The organism is Vibrio furnissii CIP 102972 (assembly GCF_000176175.1).
Lineage (GTDB): Bacteria > Pseudomonadota > Gammaproteobacteria > Enterobacterales > Vibrionaceae > Vibrio > Vibrio furnissii.
The window spans coordinates 1,188,649-1,211,370 of record NZ_ACZP01000014.1; the positions used below are offsets into that span (position 1 = coordinate 1,188,649).

The 22,722-nt window shown below is 50.5% G+C and carries 22 protein-coding genes; 15 read left to right on the forward strand and 7 right to left on the reverse strand.

The window, feature by feature from the left end; translation table 11 throughout:
• Positions 1-82: 82 nt before the first annotated feature.
• On the reverse strand, positions 83-982 hold the full coding sequence (locus tag VFA_RS15560) for a CHAD domain-containing protein (protein WP_004727815.1): 900 nt from the start codon (positions 980-982) through the stop codon (positions 83-85).
• A gap of 249 nt (positions 983-1,231) precedes the next feature.
• Here VFA_RS15560 and VFA_RS15565 point away from each other — a divergent pair, with 249 nt between their 5' ends.
• A complete protein-coding gene (locus tag VFA_RS15565) occupies positions 1,232-2,149 on the forward strand; it encodes a ParB/Srx family N-terminal domain-containing protein (RefSeq protein WP_004727816.1) in 918 nt (305 codons plus the stop codon).
• 35 nt (positions 2,150-2,184) lie between these two features.
• Here the strand turns inward: VFA_RS15565 and VFA_RS15570 are convergent, their stop codons facing one another.
• The gene (locus VFA_RS15570; protein ID WP_004727817.1) at positions 2,185-3,078 is read right to left on the reverse strand and encodes a LysR family transcriptional regulator; all 894 of its coding nucleotides are present in this window, start codon (positions 3,076-3,078) and stop codon (positions 2,185-2,187) included.
• Between the two features lie 93 nt (positions 3,079-3,171).
• On the opposite strand from VFA_RS15570, the gene VFA_RS15575 reads away from it, so the two are divergent.
• Positions 3,172-4,101 carry a DMT family transporter gene (locus VFA_RS15575; RefSeq protein WP_004727818.1) on the forward strand — a complete coding sequence of 310 codons (930 nt, stop codon included), beginning with the start codon at positions 3,172-3,174 and terminating at the stop codon, positions 4,099-4,101.
• Between the two features lie 184 nt (positions 4,102-4,285).
• Here the strand turns inward: VFA_RS15575 and VFA_RS15580 are convergent, their stop codons facing one another.
• Complete coding sequence (locus VFA_RS15580; protein ID WP_004727819.1) at positions 4,286-4,792, reverse strand: SRPBCC family protein; 507 nt, start codon at positions 4,790-4,792, stop codon at positions 4,286-4,288.
• A gap of 287 nt (positions 4,793-5,079) precedes the next feature.
• Here VFA_RS15580 and VFA_RS15585 point away from each other — a divergent pair, with 287 nt between their 5' ends.
• The 12 genes from VFA_RS15585 (at position 5,080) to VFA_RS15640 (ending at position 17,414) form a co-directional block, all read left to right on the forward strand.
• On the forward strand, positions 5,080-5,988 hold the full coding sequence (locus VFA_RS15585) for a LysR family transcriptional regulator (RefSeq protein ID WP_004727820.1): 909 nt from the start codon (positions 5,080-5,082) through the stop codon (positions 5,986-5,988).
• Between the two features lie 109 nt (positions 5,989-6,097).
• Entirely contained in the window at positions 6,098-7,204 is a 1,107-nt protein-coding gene (locus VFA_RS15590) for an alkene reductase (RefSeq protein WP_038151950.1), read from the forward strand.
• A 170-nt stretch (positions 7,205-7,374) separates the two neighbouring features.
• Positions 7,375-7,839 (forward strand): DMT family transporter, encoded by a 465-nt coding sequence (locus tag VFA_RS15595; protein ID WP_004727822.1) that lies wholly within the window; start codon positions 7,375-7,377, stop codon positions 7,837-7,839.
• A gap of 135 nt (positions 7,840-7,974) precedes the next feature.
• Positions 7,975-8,751, forward strand: coding sequence for an MBL fold metallo-hydrolase (locus tag VFA_RS15600; protein WP_004727823.1), 777 nt, complete (start codon positions 7,975-7,977; stop codon positions 8,749-8,751).
• Between the two features lie 100 nt (positions 8,752-8,851).
• Positions 8,852-9,838 carry a GlxA family transcriptional regulator gene (locus VFA_RS15605; protein ID WP_004727824.1) on the forward strand — a complete coding sequence of 329 codons (987 nt, stop codon included), beginning with the start codon at positions 8,852-8,854 and terminating at the stop codon, positions 9,836-9,838.
• Positions 9,839-10,053: 215 nt separating this feature from the next.
• A complete protein-coding gene (locus tag VFA_RS15610) occupies positions 10,054-10,464 on the forward strand; it encodes a GFA family protein (RefSeq protein ID WP_004727825.1) in 411 nt (136 codons plus the stop codon).
• A 128-nt stretch (positions 10,465-10,592) separates the two neighbouring features.
• Positions 10,593-11,195 (forward strand): histidine phosphatase family protein, encoded by a 603-nt coding sequence (locus VFA_RS15615; RefSeq protein WP_004727826.1) that lies wholly within the window; start codon positions 10,593-10,595, stop codon positions 11,193-11,195.
• A gap of 235 nt (positions 11,196-11,430) precedes the next feature.
• Complete coding sequence (locus VFA_RS15620) at positions 11,431-12,705, forward strand: HD-GYP domain-containing protein (protein WP_004727827.1); 1,275 nt, start codon at positions 11,431-11,433, stop codon at positions 12,703-12,705.
• 230 nt (positions 12,706-12,935) lie between these two features.
• Positions 12,936-14,084: an L-threonine dehydrogenase gene (gene yiaY, locus VFA_RS15625; RefSeq protein ID WP_004727828.1), complete on the forward strand. Its 1,149-nt coding sequence runs from the start codon at positions 12,936-12,938 to the stop codon at positions 14,082-14,084.
• 181 nt (positions 14,085-14,265) lie between these two features.
• On the forward strand, positions 14,266-15,123 hold the full coding sequence (locus tag VFA_RS15630; protein WP_004727829.1) for an AraC family transcriptional regulator: 858 nt from the start codon (positions 14,266-14,268) through the stop codon (positions 15,121-15,123).
• Between the two features lie 222 nt (positions 15,124-15,345).
• Entirely contained in the window at positions 15,346-16,698 is a 1,353-nt protein-coding gene (locus tag VFA_RS15635) for an 8-oxoguanine deaminase (RefSeq protein ID WP_004727830.1), read from the forward strand.
• 155 nt (positions 16,699-16,853) lie between these two features.
• The gene (locus VFA_RS15640; RefSeq protein ID WP_050780273.1) at positions 16,854-17,414 is read left to right on the forward strand and encodes an outer membrane beta-barrel protein; all 561 of its coding nucleotides are present in this window, start codon (positions 16,854-16,856) and stop codon (positions 17,412-17,414) included.
• 70 nt (positions 17,415-17,484) lie between these two features.
• Here VFA_RS15640 and ahpF read toward each other — a convergent pair whose 3' ends face one another.
• Positions 17,485-19,053: an alkyl hydroperoxide reductase subunit F gene (gene ahpF / locus VFA_RS15645; RefSeq protein WP_004727831.1), complete on the reverse strand. Its 1,569-nt coding sequence runs from the start codon at positions 19,051-19,053 to the stop codon at positions 17,485-17,487.
• A 269-nt stretch (positions 19,054-19,322) separates the two neighbouring features.
• On the reverse strand, positions 19,323-19,880 hold the full coding sequence (gene ahpC / locus VFA_RS15650; RefSeq protein ID WP_004727833.1) for an alkyl hydroperoxide reductase subunit C: 558 nt from the start codon (positions 19,878-19,880) through the stop codon (positions 19,323-19,325).
• A gap of 295 nt (positions 19,881-20,175) precedes the next feature.
• On the opposite strand from ahpC, the gene VFA_RS15655 reads away from it, so the two are divergent.
• Positions 20,176-20,727: a GNAT family N-acetyltransferase gene (locus VFA_RS15655; RefSeq protein WP_004727834.1), complete on the forward strand. Its 552-nt coding sequence runs from the start codon at positions 20,176-20,178 to the stop codon at positions 20,725-20,727.
• A 206-nt stretch (positions 20,728-20,933) separates the two neighbouring features.
• On the opposite strand, the gene VFA_RS15660 is transcribed toward VFA_RS15655, so the two are convergent.
• A complete protein-coding gene (locus tag VFA_RS15660; RefSeq protein ID WP_172475447.1) occupies positions 20,934-21,860 on the reverse strand; it encodes a hydroxymethylglutaryl-CoA lyase in 927 nt (308 codons plus the stop codon).
• Entirely contained in the window at positions 21,860-22,714 is an 855-nt protein-coding gene (locus VFA_RS15665) for an enoyl-CoA hydratase-related protein (protein ID WP_004727836.1), read from the reverse strand. The genes VFA_RS15660 and VFA_RS15665 overlap by 1 nt, the downstream gene beginning before the upstream one ends.
• Between the last annotated feature and the right edge of the window lie 8 nt (positions 22,715-22,722).

Below are 22,722 nucleotides of genomic sequence, written 5' to 3' on the forward strand. Positions count from 1 at the left end.
TGAAAAACACAATTAACGCTTGTCTCACAACCCACCGCAGCCCGTCGCAGCGGTGGGTTTTATTTTTGCCGATGGGGTATTCTCAGCCACTAAGCCGATTCAATAAGCGAATGATGCGCTGCTTGTTGTGTTGATGGGATGCCATCGTATGGTCGATGAAAGACTGAATGGCCTCTGCGGTCTCTCCGTCGCATTGCAGTGGCGCCAAATGATCGCGACAAAACACGATCTGGCAGGCACTGTCGTTAAATGCGCCGAGTTCCGTTTGCAGCTGTTTGAGCTTTTTCAACGGCAGATTGGGTTTGAGCTCGATATGGAGCGCGAATGCGAAGTCGGTGAGGTAGCGCATTTTTTTACACGCAATGCGCACTGTGTGAATGTCGTCATCGGCACTGTCGGCATGAATGTTCCCCATGCTTTTGCGCAGCTTTTTCTGATGCTGCGTCCATTTTTCTGTCGTTACCGCGTGAACATCTTCCAATCCGAGATGGGTCGGGTGCTGAGCGCATTCGATCAAACTCGTGAACGTGGCTTGCTTGAGCGCGCGATACTCGTTACTTTTCAGCCAAACAGAGAACCATTCAAACGCTTGGTTGCGTTCAAGCTGCACCTGTGGGCGCAAGGGATTTAGCATCTCAAAGCGGATCGGATCGTGCGATTTGGGATCAAGAAATACATCCAGATCGCGCAACTTGCCGGTGGGTTCCATCAAGGCCTTGAACTGCTGAAGCAGCAAGTCCACACTTCGGCTACGATAACAGTCTTGCAGTATCGCAAGCAGGGAACGGCAACGGCGCAAGCTGACGCGGTATTGATGCAAGTATTCGGTATCGCGGTCGCAAGCCATGCCCGTTTCATGCATTTGCGCCAGTTGAAACTCATTCAGCAGGTATTGACTCAAGAGCCAAAAGGCGGGTTGATCCGTCTGCGTGTTGAAATGCATGAAGGGGGTCGAGAGAGATAAAGACGAAAATTCGCGCATGAGTCACCTCCAATGCACTGAGTGTAGTTCGCCGGTGAACCTGCAAATGTGATAGACACGAAAAAAAATTCATCGCGGTTTTGCTGCGGAGTGGCGCTTTTGTGTTTCGCGAAGTTTGGGCACGGCCGCGGCGAAACGCGGCTGTCTTTTGGCCGGGTGATGAAAATAAGCAACTGAAATAACGGTGTAAAACAACCGTCACAACCAAACTTTATCCTCAGCTATCGTGATTCTTTAAGGAAAAAGACAATGAACTACTCGGCATTACTGTTGACGCTGTTGACCACGTTAAGCACCTCAACTTGGGCGGTGGAATTGACCCAAGTACACCAAGGTGAGGTGATTTCAGTCACTTTGTCGGAACTGAAACCGACGCAACCATCGGTGGGTTATGACCAGATTTATTACAAGTTAGGGCGCTACCAGCACGATGCGGAAAAGCAGTTTGATGAAATTTGTGAAGCGAATGGTCAGAAAGGGGTCAGCAAGTTTGATGCCCAATCTCAACCGGCTGTGGCAACCAGTTTTCAGTGCAAGGAGCCGGTCGGCACGGAGCGCCAAGACATGAAAACGGTGGTGATTGCGCCCAACAATCAACTCTATTTGACCGATGGCCATCACACGTTTAACACCTTCTGGCACATGGATGGTGGGGGCAGCGCATTCCCGATTCATGTGCTGGTGGACAAAGATTATCGCGCGCTCAGCACCATGGCGGCGTTCTGGAAACAGTTGGCGCTCGACAAAAATACTTGGCTGTTTGATGTCAACGATCAGCCGATTTCCTACCAGCAATTGCCAACGGAACTTGGCATGGACAACTTTGCCGATGATCCGTACCGGTCGCTGATGTATTTTGCGCGCGATGTTAGCTGGGACAAACCTGCTCAGCCTGTGCCGTTTCTTGAATTTTACTGGGCGAAGCAACTGAAGCCGCAGTTACCGCTGGCTCAGTTTGATCTCAACACCGAGCATGGTTACTTAAATGCCATCGAAACGGCGTCTCAACGGATTCTGGCTGAACAGAGTCTCGACATTGGCGGCTCTGGTCTGTCGGCGAAAGCGATGGGGCAGTTTGATCATTTTGATGCGAAGAAGTTTAAGAAGCTCAGCAAACAGAACAGCAAGTTGAGCTACATGCTGGGCTATAAAACCGCGCAGCAGTAGCCTGTTGAGTGATGAAAAACAGTGGGTTGGCGCGGCTAACTCACTGTAAAGTGCTGCATCACGAACTCAACGAACAAACGTACCCGTAGCGGCAAGTGGTCCCGATCGCGATAGAGCATAAACAGCGTTCTGACTTTGCTGCTCCAGCCGGGCAGCACATGCGTCATCTCCCCTTGGGCGATCATCGGCAATGCAAAATAATCGGGCACATAACCAATGCCAATCCCGGTTTTTACGGCATGGGTCAGCATCAGGATTTCATCCACTTCAAGACGAACCCCTTTTTGCGGGTGATAGTCAAATTCCTCGCCATTTTCCTGATTCACCAATTGCCACGGCACCATCGGACGACAAATGATGGTCGGATGCCCGCACAACTGCTCTGGGGTGGTGATGCCAGAAATATCGTAGTCGGGATGGGCACATAAAATGAAGTGAATGTGTTTTAGCGGCCGCGCGATCCAGTTGTCGACCACCGGACTGCCCACGCGAAACACTACATCCATGCCTTCCGCTTCAATATCAATCAAAGAGTTGGAAAAACTCAGGTCCAACTGAATATCCGGATACTGCAACAGAAAATCATAAAAAATGGTGCGCAAGAACTGGGAACCGGCATTGATCGGTGCCGAGATGCGAATTTTTCCTTGGGGTTGATGCTTGTCGCGGTGCAGGTCTTCGTCGATATCATCGAGTTCATCAAACAGGGCCGCCGAGCGTTGGAAATATTGCTCACCCGTGCTGGTTAATACCACGCGATGTGCATCGCGATTGAGCAGCCGAAGCTGTAAATCGGCTTCCAATTGGCGAATGCGACGGCTTAAGGTCGAAAGCGGCATGCCCAACGATTGGGCAGCGTCTTTGAAGCTGCCGCAACGTGCCACAGCACAAAAGCAACGCAAATCATCCAACGAATAGCTAGGTTTCATTATTGGCATTTACTGTCTTAATTTTGCTTGTTTATCCAATTATTGAAATCAATACACTAGTGAATATGTTTTGACAAGTCATTCGGAGTGACGATGAAATCTGATTCAACCATGAAAGCGATTGTTCTGCTCATTATCTGCACCTTCTTTTGGGGCAGTTGCTTTCCGATTGGCAAGCACGCGCTCAGCGAAGTGCATGCACTGACACTGGTGTTTTGGCGCTTTGTGATTGCGGCTGCCTGCTTGGGGCTCTATATCAAAGCGGCGCGGATGCCCAAACCTCATCTCAGTTCGCGTCAGTGGTTGTGGGTGATTGCGGTCAGTGCCGTTGGGGTGGGCGGGTTGAACCTTGGGCTGTTTACCGGCCTGACGTACACCAATGCCACCAATGGCTCCTTGATCATGGCGCTCAGCCCGCTGATGACATCGCTGATTGCCTGTATTGCGCTACGCACGCTGCCATCGTTTGCTCAATGTTTTAGCCTGCTGGTGAGTTTGACCGGCGTGCTGATGGTGATCACCAACGGCCATTTGGAAACGCTGTTTTCGATGGAGATTAACCATGGCGATAAGCTGATTTTCTGCGGTATGTTGGCTTGGAGCCTTTACACCTACTTCAGCCAAGGCATCAGCCGTTGGATGCCGGTGATTCCTTATACCTTTGTCGGCATGGTCAGCGGTGCCGCGGTGATTGGCGCGATGTGTTTGCTATCGCCTGACGTGCAGCCTTTTGTTGAGCTGTGGAACAGCAGCGCACTGGGCATGACGGAAGTGGTGTACATCGGCGTGTTTGGTACGGTGGCGGGGTATCTGTTGTGGTTGAACGGCGTGCGTCACCTCGGTTCGGCCAATGCTGCGCTGTTTTTCAACTTTGTGCCGATTTTCTCGGTGTTGACCTCGTTTCTACTTGGGCAAGCGGTGACTCAGCTTCAGCTGGTCGGGATTGCGGTGGTGATCGCAGGTTTGTTGTTGCCACGTCTTCGCCTGTTGAAACGCCAGCCGAACGTGTGCCCCAATGCGTGACGGCCGTCGTGTGGCCGTCGTGTGGCGGTGCTGTGTGTTTAAATCCAAAGGCGAGAGAATATCTCGCCTTTTTTTATGCGGATTTAACTTCCGTAGGCATTCCAATGTTATGTCACAAGGCCATTATTGCGCCGGCTCAGCGATAAGCTTTGCCGTCAGGTATATTCGTGACATGGGGCAGGCGTTACTTCGCTTTGCGAGCGGCTTCAATCAACCCGTCCAACCACTCTTGGTGTCCATTGATCATTGGATTGGGTTTGGTGATCGCTAACTCCTTCGCTGGCTGACCATTTTGTGCTTCTTGAGTCAAGATGCGGACACGGTTGCCTGACAGATCTTCAATCAGCCAAGCGTGATGCACGTCAAGGCGTGTGTCACCTTCGCCTGACCAGCCATGCCACGCCAAGCGCGCTGGTTGGCCGTTGATTGGGGCAACATACTCAACGCATTGAGATTCAACGGGGAAGCCAAAGGTTTCAAAATAGAATCGAACACCAAGAGCTAATTCTGGGCCTTGATCGTCATAAAAACGAGGGTTGGCGGAATTTGCATAGTATGTCGGCCAGAGTGCAGGCGTGTTCAGGAGTGGCCAAATGTCTTGGGTGGATAGGTCGGCCACAATGACTTCATTGGAGCAGAAGTTGTCAGTAAAACCGGGTACGAAGCCTTCAGGCCAGATGATATCACTCATATTGAATTCCTTACGTTTGCACGTTGTTTGGTTGTTGGCTGGTATCATCTGCTGTTTCCTGTTATCACTCCAATCACAAATCAAGATAAAGACTATTACGCGTGTTTATATCTGAATGGCGGCGATCGAGTTGCCACACTCAGAATGGCGTTTCCATTGACTCGATTTTCTTCTCAGCCGATGCCAAGTAGAATGGATCGGTCTCGCCAACATTTGAATTGCATGGTGACCAGAAGGTATTGATTGATTCAGTCGCTGTGACTATCGCTTAAGGAGCCAGTCCCTCAATGAATAATGACTTACGAAATCTCGATTTGAATCTTCTTAAGGCATTCGATGCCCTGATGGATGAAGGAAGCGCAACGCGTGCCGCGCAACGTTTATCGCTAACGCAGCCGGCGGTGAGTGCCATGCTGACGCGGCTCAGAAGTTATTTCGATGATCCATTATTCGTACGAGTTCAGCGGGGGATGATTCCCACGGAGCGAGCAATACAACTGTCAGGCCCAATCAAACAGGTATTGGCGGACATTGATCGATTATTGCAACCGATCCACTTTGATCCGCTGTCTGTGAAGATGACGTACACGATAGCGGCTACCGATTATGCACTGAAAGCGGTCGTCGTGCCCTTCATGGCGGCACTCAAAAAACGCGCTCCGGGCATTCGAGTGGCGGTAATTACGGTGAATCACGACAACTTGTCTCGACAAATGGAGCAAGGTGAGGTGGATTTGGCGTTAGTGACGCCACAAACCACGCCAGAGGAGTTACACAGTCGCGCCCTGTATGACGAACAATATGTGTGCATGATGCGGGCAGATCATCCTGCAGTCGCAACGGGTTGCCTGACGTTGGATCAATTTTGTTCCTTGGAACATATTTTAGTGTCCAATAAAGGGAGTTTCTGGGGGCCGACGGACGAGGCGTTAGCGGGTATGAAGCGTCAACGTCATATCGGACTATCCGTAAACAGTTTTTTGATCTTGGCGGAAGTGTTACGAATTACCGATATGATTGCCGTGGTACCTAGGCAGTTAGCATCTCGGCAAGATGATTTGGTGATCATGGATACGCCATTAGAGGTTGCCGGGTTTACGAAAAGCATGGCGTGGCACGAGCGTTCACATCGTGATCCTGCACATCGTTGGCTTCGATCGCTGTGTTTGGAAGTGAGCCAGCTTCCGCTTTCCTGATATAAATTTCATTGATAGTGCTAATAAACCAATCGCTATTTCCGCAAGTGTCGCCTTTCTCTAGCATGCACGGTGATCTTATTCGTGACCAATTCAGGAGAATAATCGAATGACAGTGCTTTTCGATGATTATGACCTTCGTGGAAAAACGTTAAAAAATCGTGCCGTTGTCGCGCCGATGACGCGTGCTAGAGCACCGGGTAATGTGCCCACGGAAAGTACCGTCCGCTATTACGGTCAACGAGCAAGTGCGGGGCTGATCGTGACCGAAGGTACGCCTATTAGCCAACAAGGAACGGGGTTTGTCGATTGCCCGGGAATTTGGACTCAGGCTCAGATCAAGGCATGGCGTCAAGTGACGACGCATGTGCATGATCTTGGCAGTGTGATTTTTGCCCAGATCTGGCATGTGGGCCGAATGAGTCATACGTCATTGCAGAAAGAGGGCGCTGCACCAGTAAGCTCAACAGATCGACCTGCACGTCATTGCAGTGCTTTTGGGTACGACGCCCATGGTGCACCAAACTTTGTACCTGCCAGTCAACCTCATCGCCTCGCGATAGGCGAGATTAAAGCAGTGATCACCGATTTTGCTCAGGCTGCAGAGAACGCCGTTGCCGCTGGCTTTGACGGTGTCGAAATACACGGTGCAAACGGCTATCTGGTGGAACAGTTTATGAATGCGGCAGTGAATGACCGTCACGATCAATATGGCGGTGAAACCGTAGAGAATCGCGTGCGTTTTGCGCTTGAGGTGGTGGATGCATGCATTGCGCGTATTGGCGCTGAACGTGTTGGAATTCGCCTTTCACCTTTTGGTCGATTACATGATTTAGGTGATTTTGATGGGGAAGAAGAGACGTTCCTTCATTTGGCTCGAGCGCTGAATGAGCGTGACATCGCCTACATCCACATCATGGATCAAGCGAGCCGTGGTGCGCCTGCTATGCCCAAGGGATTTTTGGAAAAATTCCGCCACCTATTTCAAGGCACTTTAATCCTCGCAGGGGGATTGGACTTGGCAAAAGCAAATCAGCTACTTAATGATGGAACCATTGATTTAGCGGCTTTTGGCGCAGCCTATATCGCGAACCCTGACCTCGTTGAACGTTATCGTCATGGTTGGCCGCTGGAAACGCCGGATCAAACGCGCTATTACGGTGGGGATGAACACGGCTATACCGATTATTTACCCTACAGTGGCATCGCACGCTAAGTTATCCTGTTTTCTCTCCTTTGTCGGCGAAAGGTGTTCGTGAAGCCATACGGGATGTGGTGCTCAATTAAGCGCATGCTGCGTCATGTATTGGCTGTTATGTTTCGCTCATCATCAATCAATAAGGCTGAACTTCCAACGGAGTTTCAGTCTTTTCACGGTAATCAACTATGCATATTTTGTTCTTTTTAATGGCGCTTGCGGGCGGTGCGGGTTTGTCAATTCAGGCGGCGATCAATAGTCGATTGAGTTCTGGTGTTGGCGGTCAACCTTTGATTGCGGCGTTTATCTCATTTAGTGTTGGTGCGCTCTGCCTTGGCATCGCGGCGGCTTTTTATGCAAACTGGAATGGCTTTACGGTCAATATTGTTCAGCAATCGCCGTGGAAATGGCTGGGTGGTTTAATCGGCGCGGCCTTTGTTTTCACCACGATTTTTCTGGCACCCAAAATTGGCATTACCAATGTCATGTTTTTGTTCATCATGGGTCAGTTGGCGACCGGCTTGTGTATCGATCGTTTTGGCTTGCTTGAGATGCCCATCAGAGCTGTGCATTGGTGGCATGTGATGGGATTGGGAATCATGTTGCTTGGGCTGATCTGTTACATGTACGGAAATCGCATTTTTCTTAAGTGATCGACGGGAAGTACGCTTGGGGTCATCGGGTCAATTATTTGTCCCGATTACATCCATATGTGTCCATATAGCCACTTTTGTGGTGATATCGCACTTCATAAAATAACGTCATACCCACAAGACTGGAGCAACGTTATGAACATCACTCAAATTCGCAATGCCACACAAATCATAGAATACGCAGGGAAAAAATTTCTCATTGACCCGATGCTCGCCCCTCAAGGCACCTATCCGGGATTTGCGGGCACGGTGAATGCCGACGTTCGTAATCCAACGGTTGAATTACCATTTTCAATTGACGAAATTATTGATGTTGATGCGGTATTACTGACGCACACGCATCCTGATCATTGGGATGAAACGGCCATTCAAGCCATTCCCAAAGAGACGCTGATTTTTGTGCAGCACGAAGGTGATGAACAGATCTTACGTAATCAGGGATTTACTCACGTAGAAATTTTTTCTGAGAAAACCGATTACGCAGGTATTTCTTTTACACGAACCGCCTGTCAGCATGGTTCCGACGCCGCCTATGAAAACAAAGAACTGGGCGATATGTTGGCGGAAGTGACGGGTGTCATCCTGTCCCATGCAGAGGAAGAGAAACTGTATTTAGTTGCCGATACGATCTGGACTCAGGCGGTAGAAGACACCATGAAACGCGAGCAGCCTGATGTGGTGATTTTAAATACCGGATGGGCGCACGTCATTGGGTATGGCCCAATCATTATGGGCAAAGAAGATGTCGTGAAAACACACGTCGTGCTGCCGAACGCCAAGATTGTCGCAACCCACATGGGCGCCGTGAATCACGCGCTTGTCACTAGAGACGCATTGCGTGCCTATGTCGACATCAATCGATTAACGGATTACGTTTACATTCCAGAAGATGGTGAGACCATCACCTTGTAGGCTTCTATGTTGATTACGCAGAGCGGTTAATCACGTAGAGCGGTTCATCGAGCAGAGCGGCCATTCCATTGTCGGTCGCTCCTAAAATAGGGAACAATCAATGACCGATAAAACGTTATCGCCCAAGACGACTCAACGCATACCTAAGGTGTCCGTCATTGTCTGCAATGAATTCAGCCCGTTCCACATTTCTGTTCCAAGTATCGTGTTTGGTCGCGACATGTTACATGAAGCGTTATTTGACTTAGAGTTCATCTCGGGTGAGGCGGGGCCTATTTTGTCTGACATGGGCATGGAGATTCATCCCCACGCGACGCTCGATTCACTCCAGACATCGGATATTGTCATTGTGCCGTATTGGCGAACGATCCATGAGCGGCCAAGCGTTCAATTGGTTACGGCACTTCGCCAAGCGCATGAGAGAGGCGCGCTGGTGGTAGGGCTGTGCCTTGGTGGTTATGTGTTGGCATATGCGGGATTACTGTCCGGAAAACGCGCATCGACGCATTGGGAATTAGAATCGGACTTTTCGCAACGTTTCCCAGAAACGTTACTCGATACCAATGCTCTTTATGTTGAAGATGGGGGCGTGATCACCTCGGCAGGTACCGCCGCGGGTATTGATTGCTGCTTATTCATTTGTCGTAAATTCTATGGCAGCACCATTGCCAATCGCATTGCGCGAAGAATGGTTGTGCCGCCATATCGTGACGGTGGGCAGGCACAATTTATTGAACAACCGATCCCTATTACGACATCGGATGCGCGTCTCAATGAGTTGATGGAGACCATCCGAGGCAACATCGCTCACAAGTACACCTTGGATGAATTGGCTGAGTCTGTGATGATGACCCGCCGCACTTTTACGCGTAAGTTTCACAAGGCCACGGGCATGGCTTTTGGGGCGTGGCTTGCGTCAGAGCGCTTGAATTTAGCTCAAGATTTACTGGAGTCGACGGATCTGTCGATTGAACAAATCGTGAGTCAAACCGGATTCAGTTCGGTGTTACTTTTTCGCGACAAATTTAAAGAACGCTACGCGGTGAGTCCCCATCGTTGGCGAAAAACCTTCCATGAACATGACTAAAACGAATGAGGCCAGTTGCGTCCATACCAACCTGCGTCTCGCCCTTGATCATACTCGATGCTAAGCAACTCATTTTAGGACTACACAGATACGGCGTGAATGCCGGTATTTGTCGCCCGCCAGATTCGCCATTATAGTCAAAGGGAGTGCACGATGGTGTGCAGGCATTTAAGTTCGGCGCTTAGCCGATACGATGAAAGGAACAAGGAGGTTCTATGAGTCATAAAATCAGCGGGGGATGCTGCTGCGGAGAAGTGACGTTTGCCGTGGAAGATCATTTCAAACATTTTTATTTCTGCCATTGTGAGCAGTGCCGCAAGATGACCGGATCAGCGCATGCGTCTAATCTTTTTACGGCGCCTGACAACATTCGCTGGTTGACGGGGGAATCGATGACTCAGCGCTACGATCACCCGCATCGCTCGTTGACGCAGGTGTTTTGCAAAAAGTGTGGTTCCGGGTTGCCGTATGTGTCATCCAACGGCAAATTTTTGATTGTGCCTGCTGGCAGCCTCAACGAAGAACCCAGTAAATCACCCGATGCCCGCATATTTTGCAGTGAACAGACCGAATGGCATAAAGCTGGGCTGGAAGCGCCGCGAGTCGCGAAGTTTCCGGAGCCGTGAAGTTGAGGGATGAGCGGCGACGCTAGGCATTTTCTCAGCGACAGTGCGGTCAGCCTTCCCCGCATTGCCCTTTGCAGTCAGTGATGGAATCGGCTAACGTGATGATTCGACGTCATTAGGGGGAAGGCATGACCAGAAAGATCATCGTTATCCGGCACGGGCAAACGCAGTTCAACGCTGAACGTAAGTTACAAGGACACTGCAACTCGCCGCTGACCAGCAAAGGCAAAGCGCAAGCATTGGCTGTTGGCACGCATCTTAAATCCCATCTCACGCAGCGCGCGTATCGCGTGTATGCCAGTTCACTTGGGCGCGCCATTCAAACCGCGCATATCATTTGTGACGAAATTGGTTTTGAGAAAGCCAACGTACATCAAGATGATCGCTTGAAAGAATTTTCACTCGGCACATGGGAAGAAAAACCGCTGTTTGAGTTGCTCGATGAGGATCCGGCGTTGTTGGATCGCCGCGATTGGTATCTTAAGGCACCGAAGGCAGAAACATACCAAGACGTGCAAACGCGCCTCAATGATTGGTTGGCCGAGATCCCTGAGCAAGAAGACATTGTCGTGGTGAGCCACGGCCTGACGGGAATCGTGTTACGCGGGATGCTGCTGGGGTTGAGTTACGATCAAGTGTGGGCGCAAGATTTACCGCAAGACGCCTTTTTTATCATTCAAAATGGAACCATAGAACGAGTGAATTGTTTTCAAGATAAATCATTAATTTAGCTGTGATTTTTGGGGCGGTTTCACGGCGACAGAACCCCCAAGTGTGCCCTAAAATGATAGTTTTAACAATATGTCGTTCGCATTGGTGTGCTCAATTTGTGACTGTGGATAGAGAAGTCAAACACAAGCTTTGCAAATCGCGCCAACGGTCTGATTTCGCGGCTTCCTTCGTATCTTTCCTTAGGGGTTACCGCTTATATTTCTGATACAGAATGGCGGACGGCATGGAGAGCGAATGAACGATGAGAAGGCACTGAACATTGATTTACGCCAGATGATCATGGCGATTGAAAAGACCGTCTCATTGGTGGGCATGAACGACACCAATCATGGCAAGCGCGTGGGTGCCATCGCCTACCAGATCGCGCGTGAAGCGGGATGCGACGACGAAGATGTTCAGTCTGCCTTTGAGCTTGGCATGCTGCACGATTGTGGCGTTTCAACCGCTCAGATGCATTCGACATTGGTGAACCACTTTGACAGTGAAGATGCCCACATTCATTGTGATATTGGTTATCGCTTGCTGCGAAACTTTGCGCCGTTAGCCAAATATGCCGTGCCTATTCTCTATCATCACACGCCGTGGCGTGAGCTAGAACATTCCGGTATCAATGAGCGCGACGTGCGCATGGCTAACCTGATATTTTTGGCCGATCGGATTGATGTGCTGGGTGTCGGCCATTATGAAACGGACATTCTGCTGATCAACGAACAGATCGTGCAATCGATTCGCGGCTATGCCGACCATTATTTTTCTCCTCAGTGGGTGCAAGCCTTTGAACGCGTGCAGCGTACGGAAGCGTTTTGGATGGCGTTGGAAGATCGCTACGTGACGCGTTTAGCGTGGGAGATGGGGCAGTCGCAGAACCCGCAGATGCTCTCTTTGGCGCAAGTGAAACAGTTGTCGATGATCCTGTCTTATGTCGTCGATCAAAAAAGCCGTTATACCGCAAAACACTCGATGCGGGTCGCTGATGTGGCGCGCAGTATCGGCGTATTGTACGGTTTGTCTGAATCCCGATGCGACAAAATTGAGATCGCGGGATTACTGCATGATCTCGGTAAGTTGAATGTGCCGGATGACATTCTGGATAAACCCGGCCCGCTGACGGACTACGAACGTTCCGTGATGATGCGCCACAGCTACGAAACCTACGACATTTTGCGCAGCATTGAAGGGTTGGGCGAGATGGCCCGTTGGGCGGCGTTCCACCATGAAGGTGTGAATGGCGTTGGTTATCCGTTTCATCCTCAAGAACACGAACTCAGCATTGAAGCGCGTATGATTGCGGTGGCCGATGTGTTTCAAGCGTTGGTTCAACATCGGCCGTATCGCAAAGGGATGAGCCAACCGATCGCACTGGCGCTGATTGATGGTATGGCGGATGCTGGCAAGTTGGATCGCCGTCTCGTTGATTTAGTGATTCAACACGCGGAAACCTTGTACGCCATTGCGAAAGGCGCCGACCCCAATCACAACCAAGCTTACCTCAACCTCATGACGGCCTGAGAGAAACGCTCGTCGAATGGCCAAATTTTCAGCGGCAATTTCTGTTTCTTGATTTAGATCTAATGGAAAATGCTGGTTTTGAAAATTAGAGCTATTTTGTGGAAAAACGTGTTAGTTCTGATTTTTTGTCCCTGCTAGCCTACAGCCCATCAAACGTAACCCGTAAATTAAAACAAGGTTACTGCACGGTGCAGCACAGGCTGCACTGGCTGAAGCCGAGGAGCACAATTATGTCTAACATGTTTTACATTCCTTCTTCTAACCTGATGGGACCAGGCTGTCTGGCCGATGCAGCGACTGCGATCGCTTCTCATGGCTTTAAACGCATTTTGATCGTCACTGACCGCTTCCTGAACAAAATGGGTGTGGTCGATAAAGTGGCAACACTGCTAAAAGAAGCGGGTGTGGACAGCGTTGTGTTTGACGAAACCAAACCGAACCCAACCGTGGATAACGTTGAAGCAGGACTGGCAAAACTGAAAGCCAGCGAATGTGACTGTGTGATGTCTCTCGGCGGTGGTTCACCACACGACTGTGCAAAAGGTATCGCGCTGCTGGCAGCAAACGGCGGCGAAATCAAAGATTACGAAGGCGTTGATAAATCACCAAAACCGCAACTGCCACTGTTCTCTGTAAACACCACAGCGGGTACTGCATCAGAAATGACCCGTTTCTGCATCATCACTGACGAAAAACGTCACATCAAAATGGCGATTGTCGACAAGCACGTCACACCGCTGATGTCTGTGAACGATCCTGAACTGATGCTGGCTAAACCTGCGTCTCTGACTGCAGCAACCGGTATGGACGCATTGACTCACGCGATTGAAGCGTACGTGTCTATCGCGGCCACACCGATTACAGATGCAGTTGCTATCAAAGCGATTGAGATGATTCAAGCGAACCTGCGTCAAGCAGTAGAACACGGCGATGACATCACCGCTCGTGACAACATGGCATACGCACAATTCATGGCGGGCATGGCATTTAACAACGCGTCACTGGGTTACGTTCACGCCATCGCACACCAACTCGGCGGTTTCTACGACCTGCCACACGGTGTTTGCAATGCGGTACTGCTGCCACATGTACAGCAATACAACAGCGATGTTGCCGCTGAGCGTTTGACTGACGTGGCACGCGCAATGGGTGTGGATACTGAAGGCATGACACCAAGTGATGGCGCTGCAGCCGCGATTCGCGCGATCTGCAAACTGTCGTCTGACGTGAAAATTCCTGCAGGCCTGACCGAGCTTGGCGTGAAAGAAGAAGACTTCGACGTGCTGGCTGAAAACGCACTGAAAGACGCTTGTGGTTTCACCAACCCTAAACAAGCGACTCATGAAGAAATCGTTGCCATTCTGAAATCGGCAATGTAATTGACCATCAGGCCTCATGACCCGCTGTCGTGGGGCCTGACACCTTTCTGAATACGCGCTTTCAGGCGCTGTCCTCTGATTGTTACACGTAAAACCCACAACTTTTTATAATGAGATTGTGTTCATATCCAATCAATTATCTTACACTGCCCCTTCTGAAAATTATGATCACTTGGGCTGAATGAAAACACTCAACAGTTTCCGTCGGGTTGATGAAACCGAATACGCGCTATCAACCGACAAAGTCAACGTGCTGTACTATCATCTGCCAAAACACTTTCAGGGCGAATACCGGTCTTACGAAACGCCGCGTCTGTGTACGATTTTGCAAGGCAGCAAAGATGTGCGCATCAACCAGTCGCAGCAGTTTACCTATCGAAAAGAGCAGTGCGTCCTGTTGCCGCCTCATGCCAATGTGCACATGTCGATGTCGGAATTTACCAAAGCTTTGGTGTACGAATTCAGCGAAGATGTGCTGGATGATGTCAGTGCGCGAGTGGGTGACCAACTTGAAGTCGAAGCGTCACTTGACCATGATTACAGCCATTTTCAGATGGATAATGCCCAAGACCGCATCTTTGCACTGCACGACCGCGCGCAGGAAATTCTGCACAGCAACGACACCAACATTCCGTTTCTGCTCGATTTAGTCACGCAAGAAATGGTGTATGAACTGCTCAAGCGTCAAGGGTCATACGAAATTTTGTCTCAGCACCATCACCATCCGATCAATCGCGCGATTCAAATGATGAAAGCGCATCTTGGCGATGGTTTATCGATTTCAGAGTTGGCGGAAGAGGTACGCATGTCGCTGCCAAACTTCAGCCAAAAATTCAAACTGGTCACTAATCAAACCCCAAAAGAGTATTTCACTCGGCTGAAACTCAATCAGTCAAAACGTTATTTAAGTCAGCTATCGGTGACAGACACCGCATTAGAACTGGGGTATGAAAACATTTCCCATTTTATCCGCCTGTTTAAGACCGAGTTTGGTGTCACGCCAAAACAGTACAAGCTATCTCAGGAGTTGAGACACTGAGCTACGACCTGAGTGGCTTATGAGTCGAACCCGCGATGAAACGAACGCAACTTCATGATCACTTCAGCATTTTCAGGTCACAAGAGGCGCGACGGACTTTATCCGCCGGCGCTTTTCCGCTAAGGTAGTCGCGCATTTCAAATTGCCCCTGGATCAGCAGACAGGGTAATAACTGAGCTGGGTAATTGATCGTTGAACTCATAGCAATCAAGGAGCCTGCTTATGTCTGCACAACGCCTATGGATACAATCCCCGCTGGCCTGTTTCACCGCCAACCCCTGCGATGCCAGTGGTGGTCTGGTCATTGAAAACAACCGCATTGTTGAACTGCTAGCTCAAGGACAAACGCCGTCGACGCCCGTCGATGAGGTGTTTGATGCCCGTGAGCTGGTGATCATTCCGGGATTGATTAATACTCACCATCATTTTTATCAAACCTTAACCCGAGCGTGGGCGCCCGTTGTGAGCGTGCCGCTGTTTCCGTGGTTAAAAACCTTATATCCGGTTTGGGCGAAGCTGACACCAAAAGCACTGGAGTTGGCCAGCAAAGTGGCGCTGGCTGAATTACTGTTATCTGGCTGTACCACCGCAGCCGATCACCATTATCTGTTTCCGACGGGCATGGATGAGGCAATCGACATTCAAGTGGCCGCCGTTCGTGACATGGGCATGCGCGCCATGTTGACCCGAGGTTCAATGAGCCTTGGGGAAGATGAAGGCGGTTTGCCGCCACGGCACACCGTGCAAAGCGGTGATGTGATCCTCAAAGACAGCGAGCGCTTAGTGAAGCGTTATCATGAACGAGGTGAGGGCGCGCAGATCCAAATTGCACTTGCGCCGTGCTCACCTTTTTCGGTCACGCAGAACATTATGGCCGACAGCGCCATGCTCGCTAAAGCGCTGGACGTGCGTTTGCACACGCATCTTGCCGAAACCCTCGATGAAGAAGCCTTTTGCCTCAAGATGTTTGGCATGCGTACGGTCGATTACCTCGACAGCGTCGGCTGGCTGAGCGATCGCACTTGGCTGGCGCACGGTATTCATTTCAACCAAGAAGAGATCGAACGCCTTGGGCGAGCAGGGACTGGCGTGTGTCATTGTCCGGTGTCGAATATGCGTTTGGCCTCAGGCATGTGTCCGACGCTGGATCTGCAAGCCGCTGGCGCGCCTGTGGGTTTGGGCGTTGATGGTTCTGCATCGAACGACGCTTCCAACATGATGTATGAAGCGCGTCAGGCCCTGTATTTGCAGAGGCTGAAATATGGCGCCGAACGCATCACGCCGGAAGTGGTGCTTGGCTGGGCGACTCGCGGCTCGGCTGCGCTGCTGGGACGTTCGGACATTGGTGAAATTGCCGTTGGGAAACAAGCCGATCTGGCGATGTTCAAACTCGATGAACTGCGTTTTTCCGGCAGTCATGATCCGATTGCCGCTTTGTTACTGTGTGGCGCAGAAAAAGCGGAGCATGTGATGATCGGCGGACAATGGCGAGTGAAAAACGGCATCATCGCCGGGCTTGATATTCAAGCGCTGATGGCTGAACACAAAGCTTTGGCCGCGGAGCTGGTAAGTTAAATAGTGGGATAACGTTGAAATGAATTTTATAGGTCAATGAAACCCCAATATTAATTAGTGTGCAATTCATCACGTATATAAATTGGTCAAAAATAATTTTCCCTACTTTAATTAATTTTTAGTTGATAGTTATATTGCAATGTCAGAGGGAAACTATGAACCAATATCTAAAAATAATGCTTCTTCCATCGTTATTATTTACACCGTCAGTCTTCTCTGCCGATTACAAGGATGAACCGTTTCAGGAACATCCTTATCTTGGTATTGGATATGCCTATGTTGATACAGATGTAGATGTGTCAGGTGTTGGATCCGGTTCCTTTGATAATGGGATGCTAGGGCTTATCGTCGGCTATCAATGGCATCGAAACTTCGGCGTCGAATTTCGTGGATATGGCAATCTCGATGATTATGAAGTTTTGGGGTATTCCGTTGAGGTGAAATCAGTCTTAAGCGTATTGGGACGAGTTACCTTGCCTGTTTCAGAAAACTTTAATATTTATGGTTTATTGGGTGGGGGGCGAGTCAAAGGAGCCATTGATGGTTATTCTGAATCTGAAACAGAATTCCAATTCGGATTGGGAATGGCGGTGAATAAAGGGCAACCATTAGAATTGCAAGTAGAATGGGTCAGATTATTTGATGATGGATTTGGTATTGAAGGCGTCAATTTTGAAGGGCATAGTTTCAATCTTAATCTTGTTTATCATATGTAATATGGCATAAAAAAGAAAAGGCGAACCTTGCGGTTCGCCTTTTTTAGGACTCAAAGTTATGTTCGGACTCTTAACTTTGTTTGCGGATGAGGTAGTCAAACGCGCCTAAGCTTGCTTTCGCACCTTCACCCATCGCAATGATGATCTGTTTGTAAGGGACGGTCGTTGCGTCACCTGCAGCAAACACACCATCCATGCTCGTTTCACCGCGGCTGCCGATTTCAATCTCGCCACGGGCAGACAGTTCTACCGCTGAATCTTTCAGCCATTCGGTGTTAGGCACCAGACCGATTTGGACGAAGATACCAGACAGGTCAATCTGCTTGATTTCATCGGTGTTGCGGTCTTTGTATTTCAAACCCGTCACACGAGTCCCATCACCCACCACTTCGGTGGTTTGAGCCATCGTGATGATGTCGATGTTTGGCATTGAATTCGCTTTGTTGATCAGCACTTGGTCTGCGCGCAGAACATCAGCAAATTCCAGGACGGTTACGTGCTCAACGATACCCGCTAAGTCAATCGCCGCTTCGATGCCTGAGTTACCACCCCCGATCACTGCGGTTTTCTTGCCTTTGAACAATGGGCCGTCACAGTGCGGGCAGTACGCCACGCCTTTGTTGCGGTATTCTTGTTCGCCAGGTACGTTCATTTCACGCCAGCGCGCCCCCGGGCTTAAGATGACGCTGTTACTTTTCAGTGTCGCGCCGCTTTGCAGATTCACGTGAATTTTGCCATCTGCGGTGAATTCAGCGCCCATCAGTTTTTCAGCTTGTTGCTCTGTGATGATGTCTACGCCGTACTCTTTCAGGTGTTCACCCAAGTTCGCCGCCAGTTTTGGACCTTCTGTGTGTTTCACAGAGATGAAGTTTTCGATCGCCATGGTGTCCATCACCTGACCACCCAAACGCTGCGCTACGATACCGGTGCGAATGCCTTTACGCGCTGCGTAAATGGCTGCCGCTGCACCTGCAGGGCCGCCGCCGACCACGAGTACATCATATGGGTCTTTTTCGTTCAGGCTGGCTGCTGCTTTTTCTGCGGCGCCATCATCGAGTTTGTTCAGGATTTCAGTCAGAGTCATACGGCCTTGACCAAACAGTTCGCCGTTAATGAACACACTTGGAACGGCCATGATGTCGCGGTTTTTCACTTCATCTTGGAACAGCGCACCGTCGATCATGGTGGCGCGAATGTCTGGGTTGATCGCTGCCATCATGTTGAACGCTTGCACGACGTCAGGACAGTTTTGGCAAGACAGAGAAATGAACACTTCAACATCGAGCTTTTTGTCGAGTTTCGCGATTTGCTCAATGGTTTCTTGCTCTAGTTTGATGGGGTGGCCGCCTGAGTGCAGCAACGCCAGAACCAGAGATGTAAATTCGTGGCCCATCGGCACGCCTGCAAAACGCAGTTGTGTGCCTTTATTTGGATTTTGGACCGTCATGACAGGCGTGCGATCGCTTGCCGCATCATCACGCTCAACGGTGATCAGTGGGCTGAGTTCAGCGATTTCATTCGCCAATGCCAAAATGTCTTGTGAGCCTTTGCTTTCATCTAGGCTGACCACTAAACGGACGTCTTCTTTTAAATTGGTCAGATACTGTTGTAACTGTTGCTTGATCGCTTGGTCTAGCATACCGAAATACCTTCTTCTTTATTATTTTGAATTTAGAGTGGTCACTCTAGATAAAAGGGGAGAGCGAACCGGGCATTTAGGTCGTCAGGTAAAACACCCGGCCCACTCTTAATTGTGACTCATCTCATTGGAAGCCGCGTCGTGCCAGCGATTGTGCGCCTCAGCCAAGACCCATCTGTGGGTTTTACTCATGCTGGTGGTCTTATTCACGGCGCTGTGCGCAGCTTCAAACGATTGGGTCAGTCATCTTTGGGGATGACAAACTTGCCTTAGATTTTACCAACTAGGTCAAGTGAAGGAGCCAGTGTTTGCTCGCCTTCTTTCCATTTCGCTGGGCATACTTCGCCTGGGTGAGAAGCTACGTATTGTGCCGCTTTCACTTTACGAAGTAGGTCTTCTGCGTCACGGCCGATGCCTTCTGCAGTGATTTCCATTGCCTGGATAACACCTTCTGGGTCAATCAGGAATGTTGCACGGTCTGCCAGACCTTGGCCTTCACGCATTACACCGAAGTTGTTGGTGATGTTGCCAGTTTGGTCGCCAACCATGTAGTAGTTGATTTTACCGATAGTGTCAGAGCTGTCGTGCCATGCTTTGTGAGTGAAGTGGGTGTCAGTTGATACTGAGTACACTTCTACACCACGAGATTGAAGCTCTGCATAGTGATCCGCAAGGTCGCCAAGTTCAGTTGGACATACGAAAGTGAAGTCCGCTGGATAGAAGAAAAATACTGCCCATTTGCCTAGAACATCCTGTTCTGTGATGTCAACGAATTCACCGTTTTTGAATGCTGTTGCGCTAAATGGTTTGATTTTAGTATTAATCATATTCCGAGTTTCCTTTAAGTTATTGGGTTTGGAATGTCTTGTCTTCGGGATGTATAGTCACATAATCCTTCGTCTTACGAAAATTGCTTGTAGCTATTGTATTGATAGGCAATACCGATGTTTACCCTATCACTTGAACGGCGCATGATTCGTGATCATGGTCGCCTTTAACTACTTGAATATCATGTTATGTTTATTTGTTTCAATAGCTTGAGTACATTTGGTTACAGTTTGTCGCGGGTTTTAATATCCTTTCATTAAATAAGGATAATGGCGTACTCAAGGAGGGGTGAAGATGTCTACGATAGGCGAAAGCTTACAAGAAAAGTTTGGTGAAAGTCTCATTTTGAGCCCGAATCTGGTCATGAAACCGATCACTGCGCAGGCATGGCCGCTGTTTCAAGCGTTGCATCAAAACCCGCAGGTGATCGCGCTCTGTTTTGACCCACCAAGCGAGGCTGAATTGAAAGCGAAGTTCGCGCAAAGGTTGATGCCATGGCAAATGAACCAGAACCGCTGGCTCTGTTTGACCATTCAAGAGCGCACCACTGGCGAGTGGATTGGTATCACGGGTTTCATCGATCACGAGGGCGTCGCCGAAGTCGGCTATTTGCTGCTGGCTGAGCATCATGGCAAAGGCTACGGCACCGAATCGCTGCGCGCGGTGATTGAGTGGGCACAGCAGGAGCACGATATTCAGCAGTATCGCGCCATTGTGACGCAAGGGAACGTTGGCTCTGAGCGGGTGCTGGAAAAGTGTGGCTTTACCTTAACGCGTATTGAACCGCTGGCGTATGAGATTGGCGGCACACGCTATGACGACCACATCTATACCCTTCCTACTTGAAGTTGCAGCGGTGTTGGCTGCATTCATTCACCCCAATCACATAGCGTATCTATGCTCATGGGGACTCACTCATTTGCCACCTACCTGCAAGTCCAAGTTGTTTGGATATATGCGCATAAGGGTTAACGGCTTTGAATTGAGTTGGTTTTTTATCTATCTATCCCGATCTTGGTTCCCAACTTCAGGTTTTCAGCAAAGCAGCGCAATCAGTGCTGCTTTGTTTTTGTCGCCGCGATTGCCTGCTGATGCAGCGCGAGCGAGACTTTCGAGGTCGGCATTCGTGCCAGTTCGGCGCTGATCGCCCAGCCTGCACGCGCCACCGCGGGTAAATCGACGCCAGTTTCAATCCCCAACCCGTGACACAAATAGAGCACATCTTCTGTCGCCACATTGCCTGCGGCGCCAAAAGCGTACGGGCAACCGCCGAGCCCAGCCACGCTGCTGTCCAGCGTCGCAATGCCCATCGACAAGGCCTGATAAAGATTAGCCAGCGCTTGTCCCCAAGTATCGTGAAAGTGAACGGCCAGTTGCTCGGTGGGAACATGGCGTTGCACTGCGTCCAGCATCCGCGCGATGCGCAGCGGCGTGCCGGTGCCGATGGTATCGCCAAGTGAAATTTCATAGCAGCCCAGCGCGAGTAAATCCGCCGCTACGCTGGCGACTTGCTCGGGTTGGGTCGGGCCATCATAAGGGCAGTCGGCGACGCAAGAGAGATAGCCACGCACCGGCATGTGCTGCGCTTTCGCCGCCTGCATCAGCGGTTCAAAGCGCTTTAGGCTTTCGGCAATCGAACAGTTGATGTTGCGCTGGCAAAAGCCTTCGGACGACGAGGTAAAGATGGCGACCTGATTGGCGCCGCTGGCCATGGCCTGTTCAAAACCCTTCAGGTTGGGGGTAAGGGCGGCGTATATGACGCCGTCTGCTCGCTCAATGCGCGCGAACACATCGCCGGAGTCGGCCATCTGCGGCACCCATTTGGGTGACACAAACGAGCCCGCTTCAATGTGGGTGAGTCCGGTCTGCGACAGTTGATTGATCAGCGCCACTTTGGCATCAGTGCTGACAAAATCTTCGTTTTGCAGCCCATCGCGCGCGCCAACTTCTACAATCGTCACTTTTGAGGGCAATGACATCATCGGCCTCCGTCTTGCTTGTCTGTGGCTTGCGTATCTTTGGTTTGAATGTCTGCGGCGCGCCAGTCCGGTGTGCGTTTGTCAAAAAACGCGTTGAGTCCTTCCTGACCCTGCGCTGAAATCCGCAGTTCGGCGATCACTTGGCTGGTGTGCGCAATCAGCTTTTGATCAATCGGCTCGGCGTCGCAGCGGGCGCACAAGGCTTTGGCCTGCGTGAGGGCGGCCGGGCTGTTGGCTAAGAGCTGCGTGGTGAACTGGTTGACCGCTTGTTCGAGAGCATCCGGCTGATAGCCGACCACCTGATGCACCAAACCGAGGTGGAGCGCGGTAGCGGCGTCAATTGTTTCTGCGCTTAGCATATAGCGACGCGCTTGGCGATTCCCCATGGCGCGGCACACATAAGGGCCGATGGTGGCGGGAATCAGCCCGAGGCGCACTTCGCTCAGGCAAAAGCGCGCATTCGGCGCGGCCAGCGCAATGTCGCAGCAACAAATCAAACCCAAGGCCCCACCAAAGGCGCTGCCTTGCACAATGGCCAAGGTTGGGTGTGGGAACGTGTCCAGCGTCTGCATCAGCAGCGCCAATTGCGCCGCGTCGCTGTGATTGTCGGAATGGGATTTCCCGGCCATCGAACGCATCCATTGCAGATCTGCGCCCGCAGAAAAGTGTTGCCCGTTGGCTTGCAGCAACAGAATGCGCACGGCCGGGTTGGATTGCAGCAGAGTGAGCTTATCCAGCAACTGCGAAATCATCACATCATCAAACGCGTTGTGCTTCTCGACGCGGTTGAGGGTTAACGTGGCGATGCCGTCAGCGGACACGTCACACAACACATCGCTTTGACGAGGGTTCATTGTTCTCC

Bases quoted from the DNA above. Each gene is read 5' to 3' on its own strand.
- VFA_RS15560 (WP_004727815.1), bottom strand. From the start codon at position 982: ATGCGCGAATTTTCGTCTTTATCTCTCTCGACCCCCTTCATGCATTTC.
- VFA_RS15565 (WP_004727816.1), top strand. From the start codon at position 1,232: ATGAACTACTCGGCATTACTGTTGACGCTGTTGACCACGTTAAGCACC.
- VFA_RS15570 (WP_004727817.1), bottom strand. From the start codon at position 3,078: ATGAAACCTAGCTATTCGTTGGATGATTTGCGTTGCTTTTGTGCTGTG.
- VFA_RS15575 (WP_004727818.1), top strand. From the start codon at position 3,172: ATGAAATCTGATTCAACCATGAAAGCGATTGTTCTGCTCATTATCTGC.
- VFA_RS15580 (WP_004727819.1), bottom strand. From the start codon at position 4,792: ATGAGTGATATCATCTGGCCTGAAGGCTTCGTACCCGGTTTTACTGAC.
- VFA_RS15585 (WP_004727820.1), top strand. From the start codon at position 5,080: ATGAATAATGACTTACGAAATCTCGATTTGAATCTTCTTAAGGCATTC.
- VFA_RS15590 (WP_038151950.1), top strand. From the start codon at position 6,098: ATGACAGTGCTTTTCGATGATTATGACCTTCGTGGAAAAACGTTAAAA.
- VFA_RS15595 (WP_004727822.1), top strand. From the start codon at position 7,375: ATGCATATTTTGTTCTTTTTAATGGCGCTTGCGGGCGGTGCGGGTTTG.
- VFA_RS15600 (WP_004727823.1), top strand. From the start codon at position 7,975: ATGAACATCACTCAAATTCGCAATGCCACACAAATCATAGAATACGCA.
- VFA_RS15605 (WP_004727824.1), top strand. From the start codon at position 8,852: ATGACCGATAAAACGTTATCGCCCAAGACGACTCAACGCATACCTAAG.
- VFA_RS15610 (WP_004727825.1), top strand. From the start codon at position 10,054: ATGAGTCATAAAATCAGCGGGGGATGCTGCTGCGGAGAAGTGACGTTT.
- VFA_RS15615 (WP_004727826.1), top strand. From the start codon at position 10,593: ATGACCAGAAAGATCATCGTTATCCGGCACGGGCAAACGCAGTTCAAC.
- VFA_RS15620 (WP_004727827.1), top strand. From the start codon at position 11,431: ATGAACGATGAGAAGGCACTGAACATTGATTTACGCCAGATGATCATG.
- yiaY (WP_004727828.1), top strand. From the start codon at position 12,936: ATGTCTAACATGTTTTACATTCCTTCTTCTAACCTGATGGGACCAGGC.
- VFA_RS15630 (WP_004727829.1), top strand. From the start codon at position 14,266: ATGAAAACACTCAACAGTTTCCGTCGGGTTGATGAAACCGAATACGCG.
- VFA_RS15635 (WP_004727830.1), top strand. From the start codon at position 15,346: ATGTCTGCACAACGCCTATGGATACAATCCCCGCTGGCCTGTTTCACC.
- VFA_RS15640 (WP_050780273.1), top strand. From the start codon at position 16,854: ATGAACCAATATCTAAAAATAATGCTTCTTCCATCGTTATTATTTACA.
- ahpF (WP_004727831.1), bottom strand. From the start codon at position 19,053: ATGCTAGACCAAGCGATCAAGCAACAGTTACAACAGTATCTGACCAAT.
- ahpC (WP_004727833.1), bottom strand. From the start codon at position 19,880: ATGATTAATACTAAAATCAAACCATTTAGCGCAACAGCATTCAAAAAC.
- VFA_RS15655 (WP_004727834.1), top strand. From the start codon at position 20,176: ATGTCTACGATAGGCGAAAGCTTACAAGAAAAGTTTGGTGAAAGTCTC.
- VFA_RS15660 (WP_172475447.1), bottom strand. From the start codon at position 21,860: ATGTCATTGCCCTCAAAAGTGACGATTGTAGAAGTTGGCGCGCGCGAT.
- VFA_RS15665 (WP_004727836.1), bottom strand. From the start codon at position 22,714: ATGAACCCTCGTCAAAGCGATGTGTTGTGTGACGTGTCCGCTGACGGC.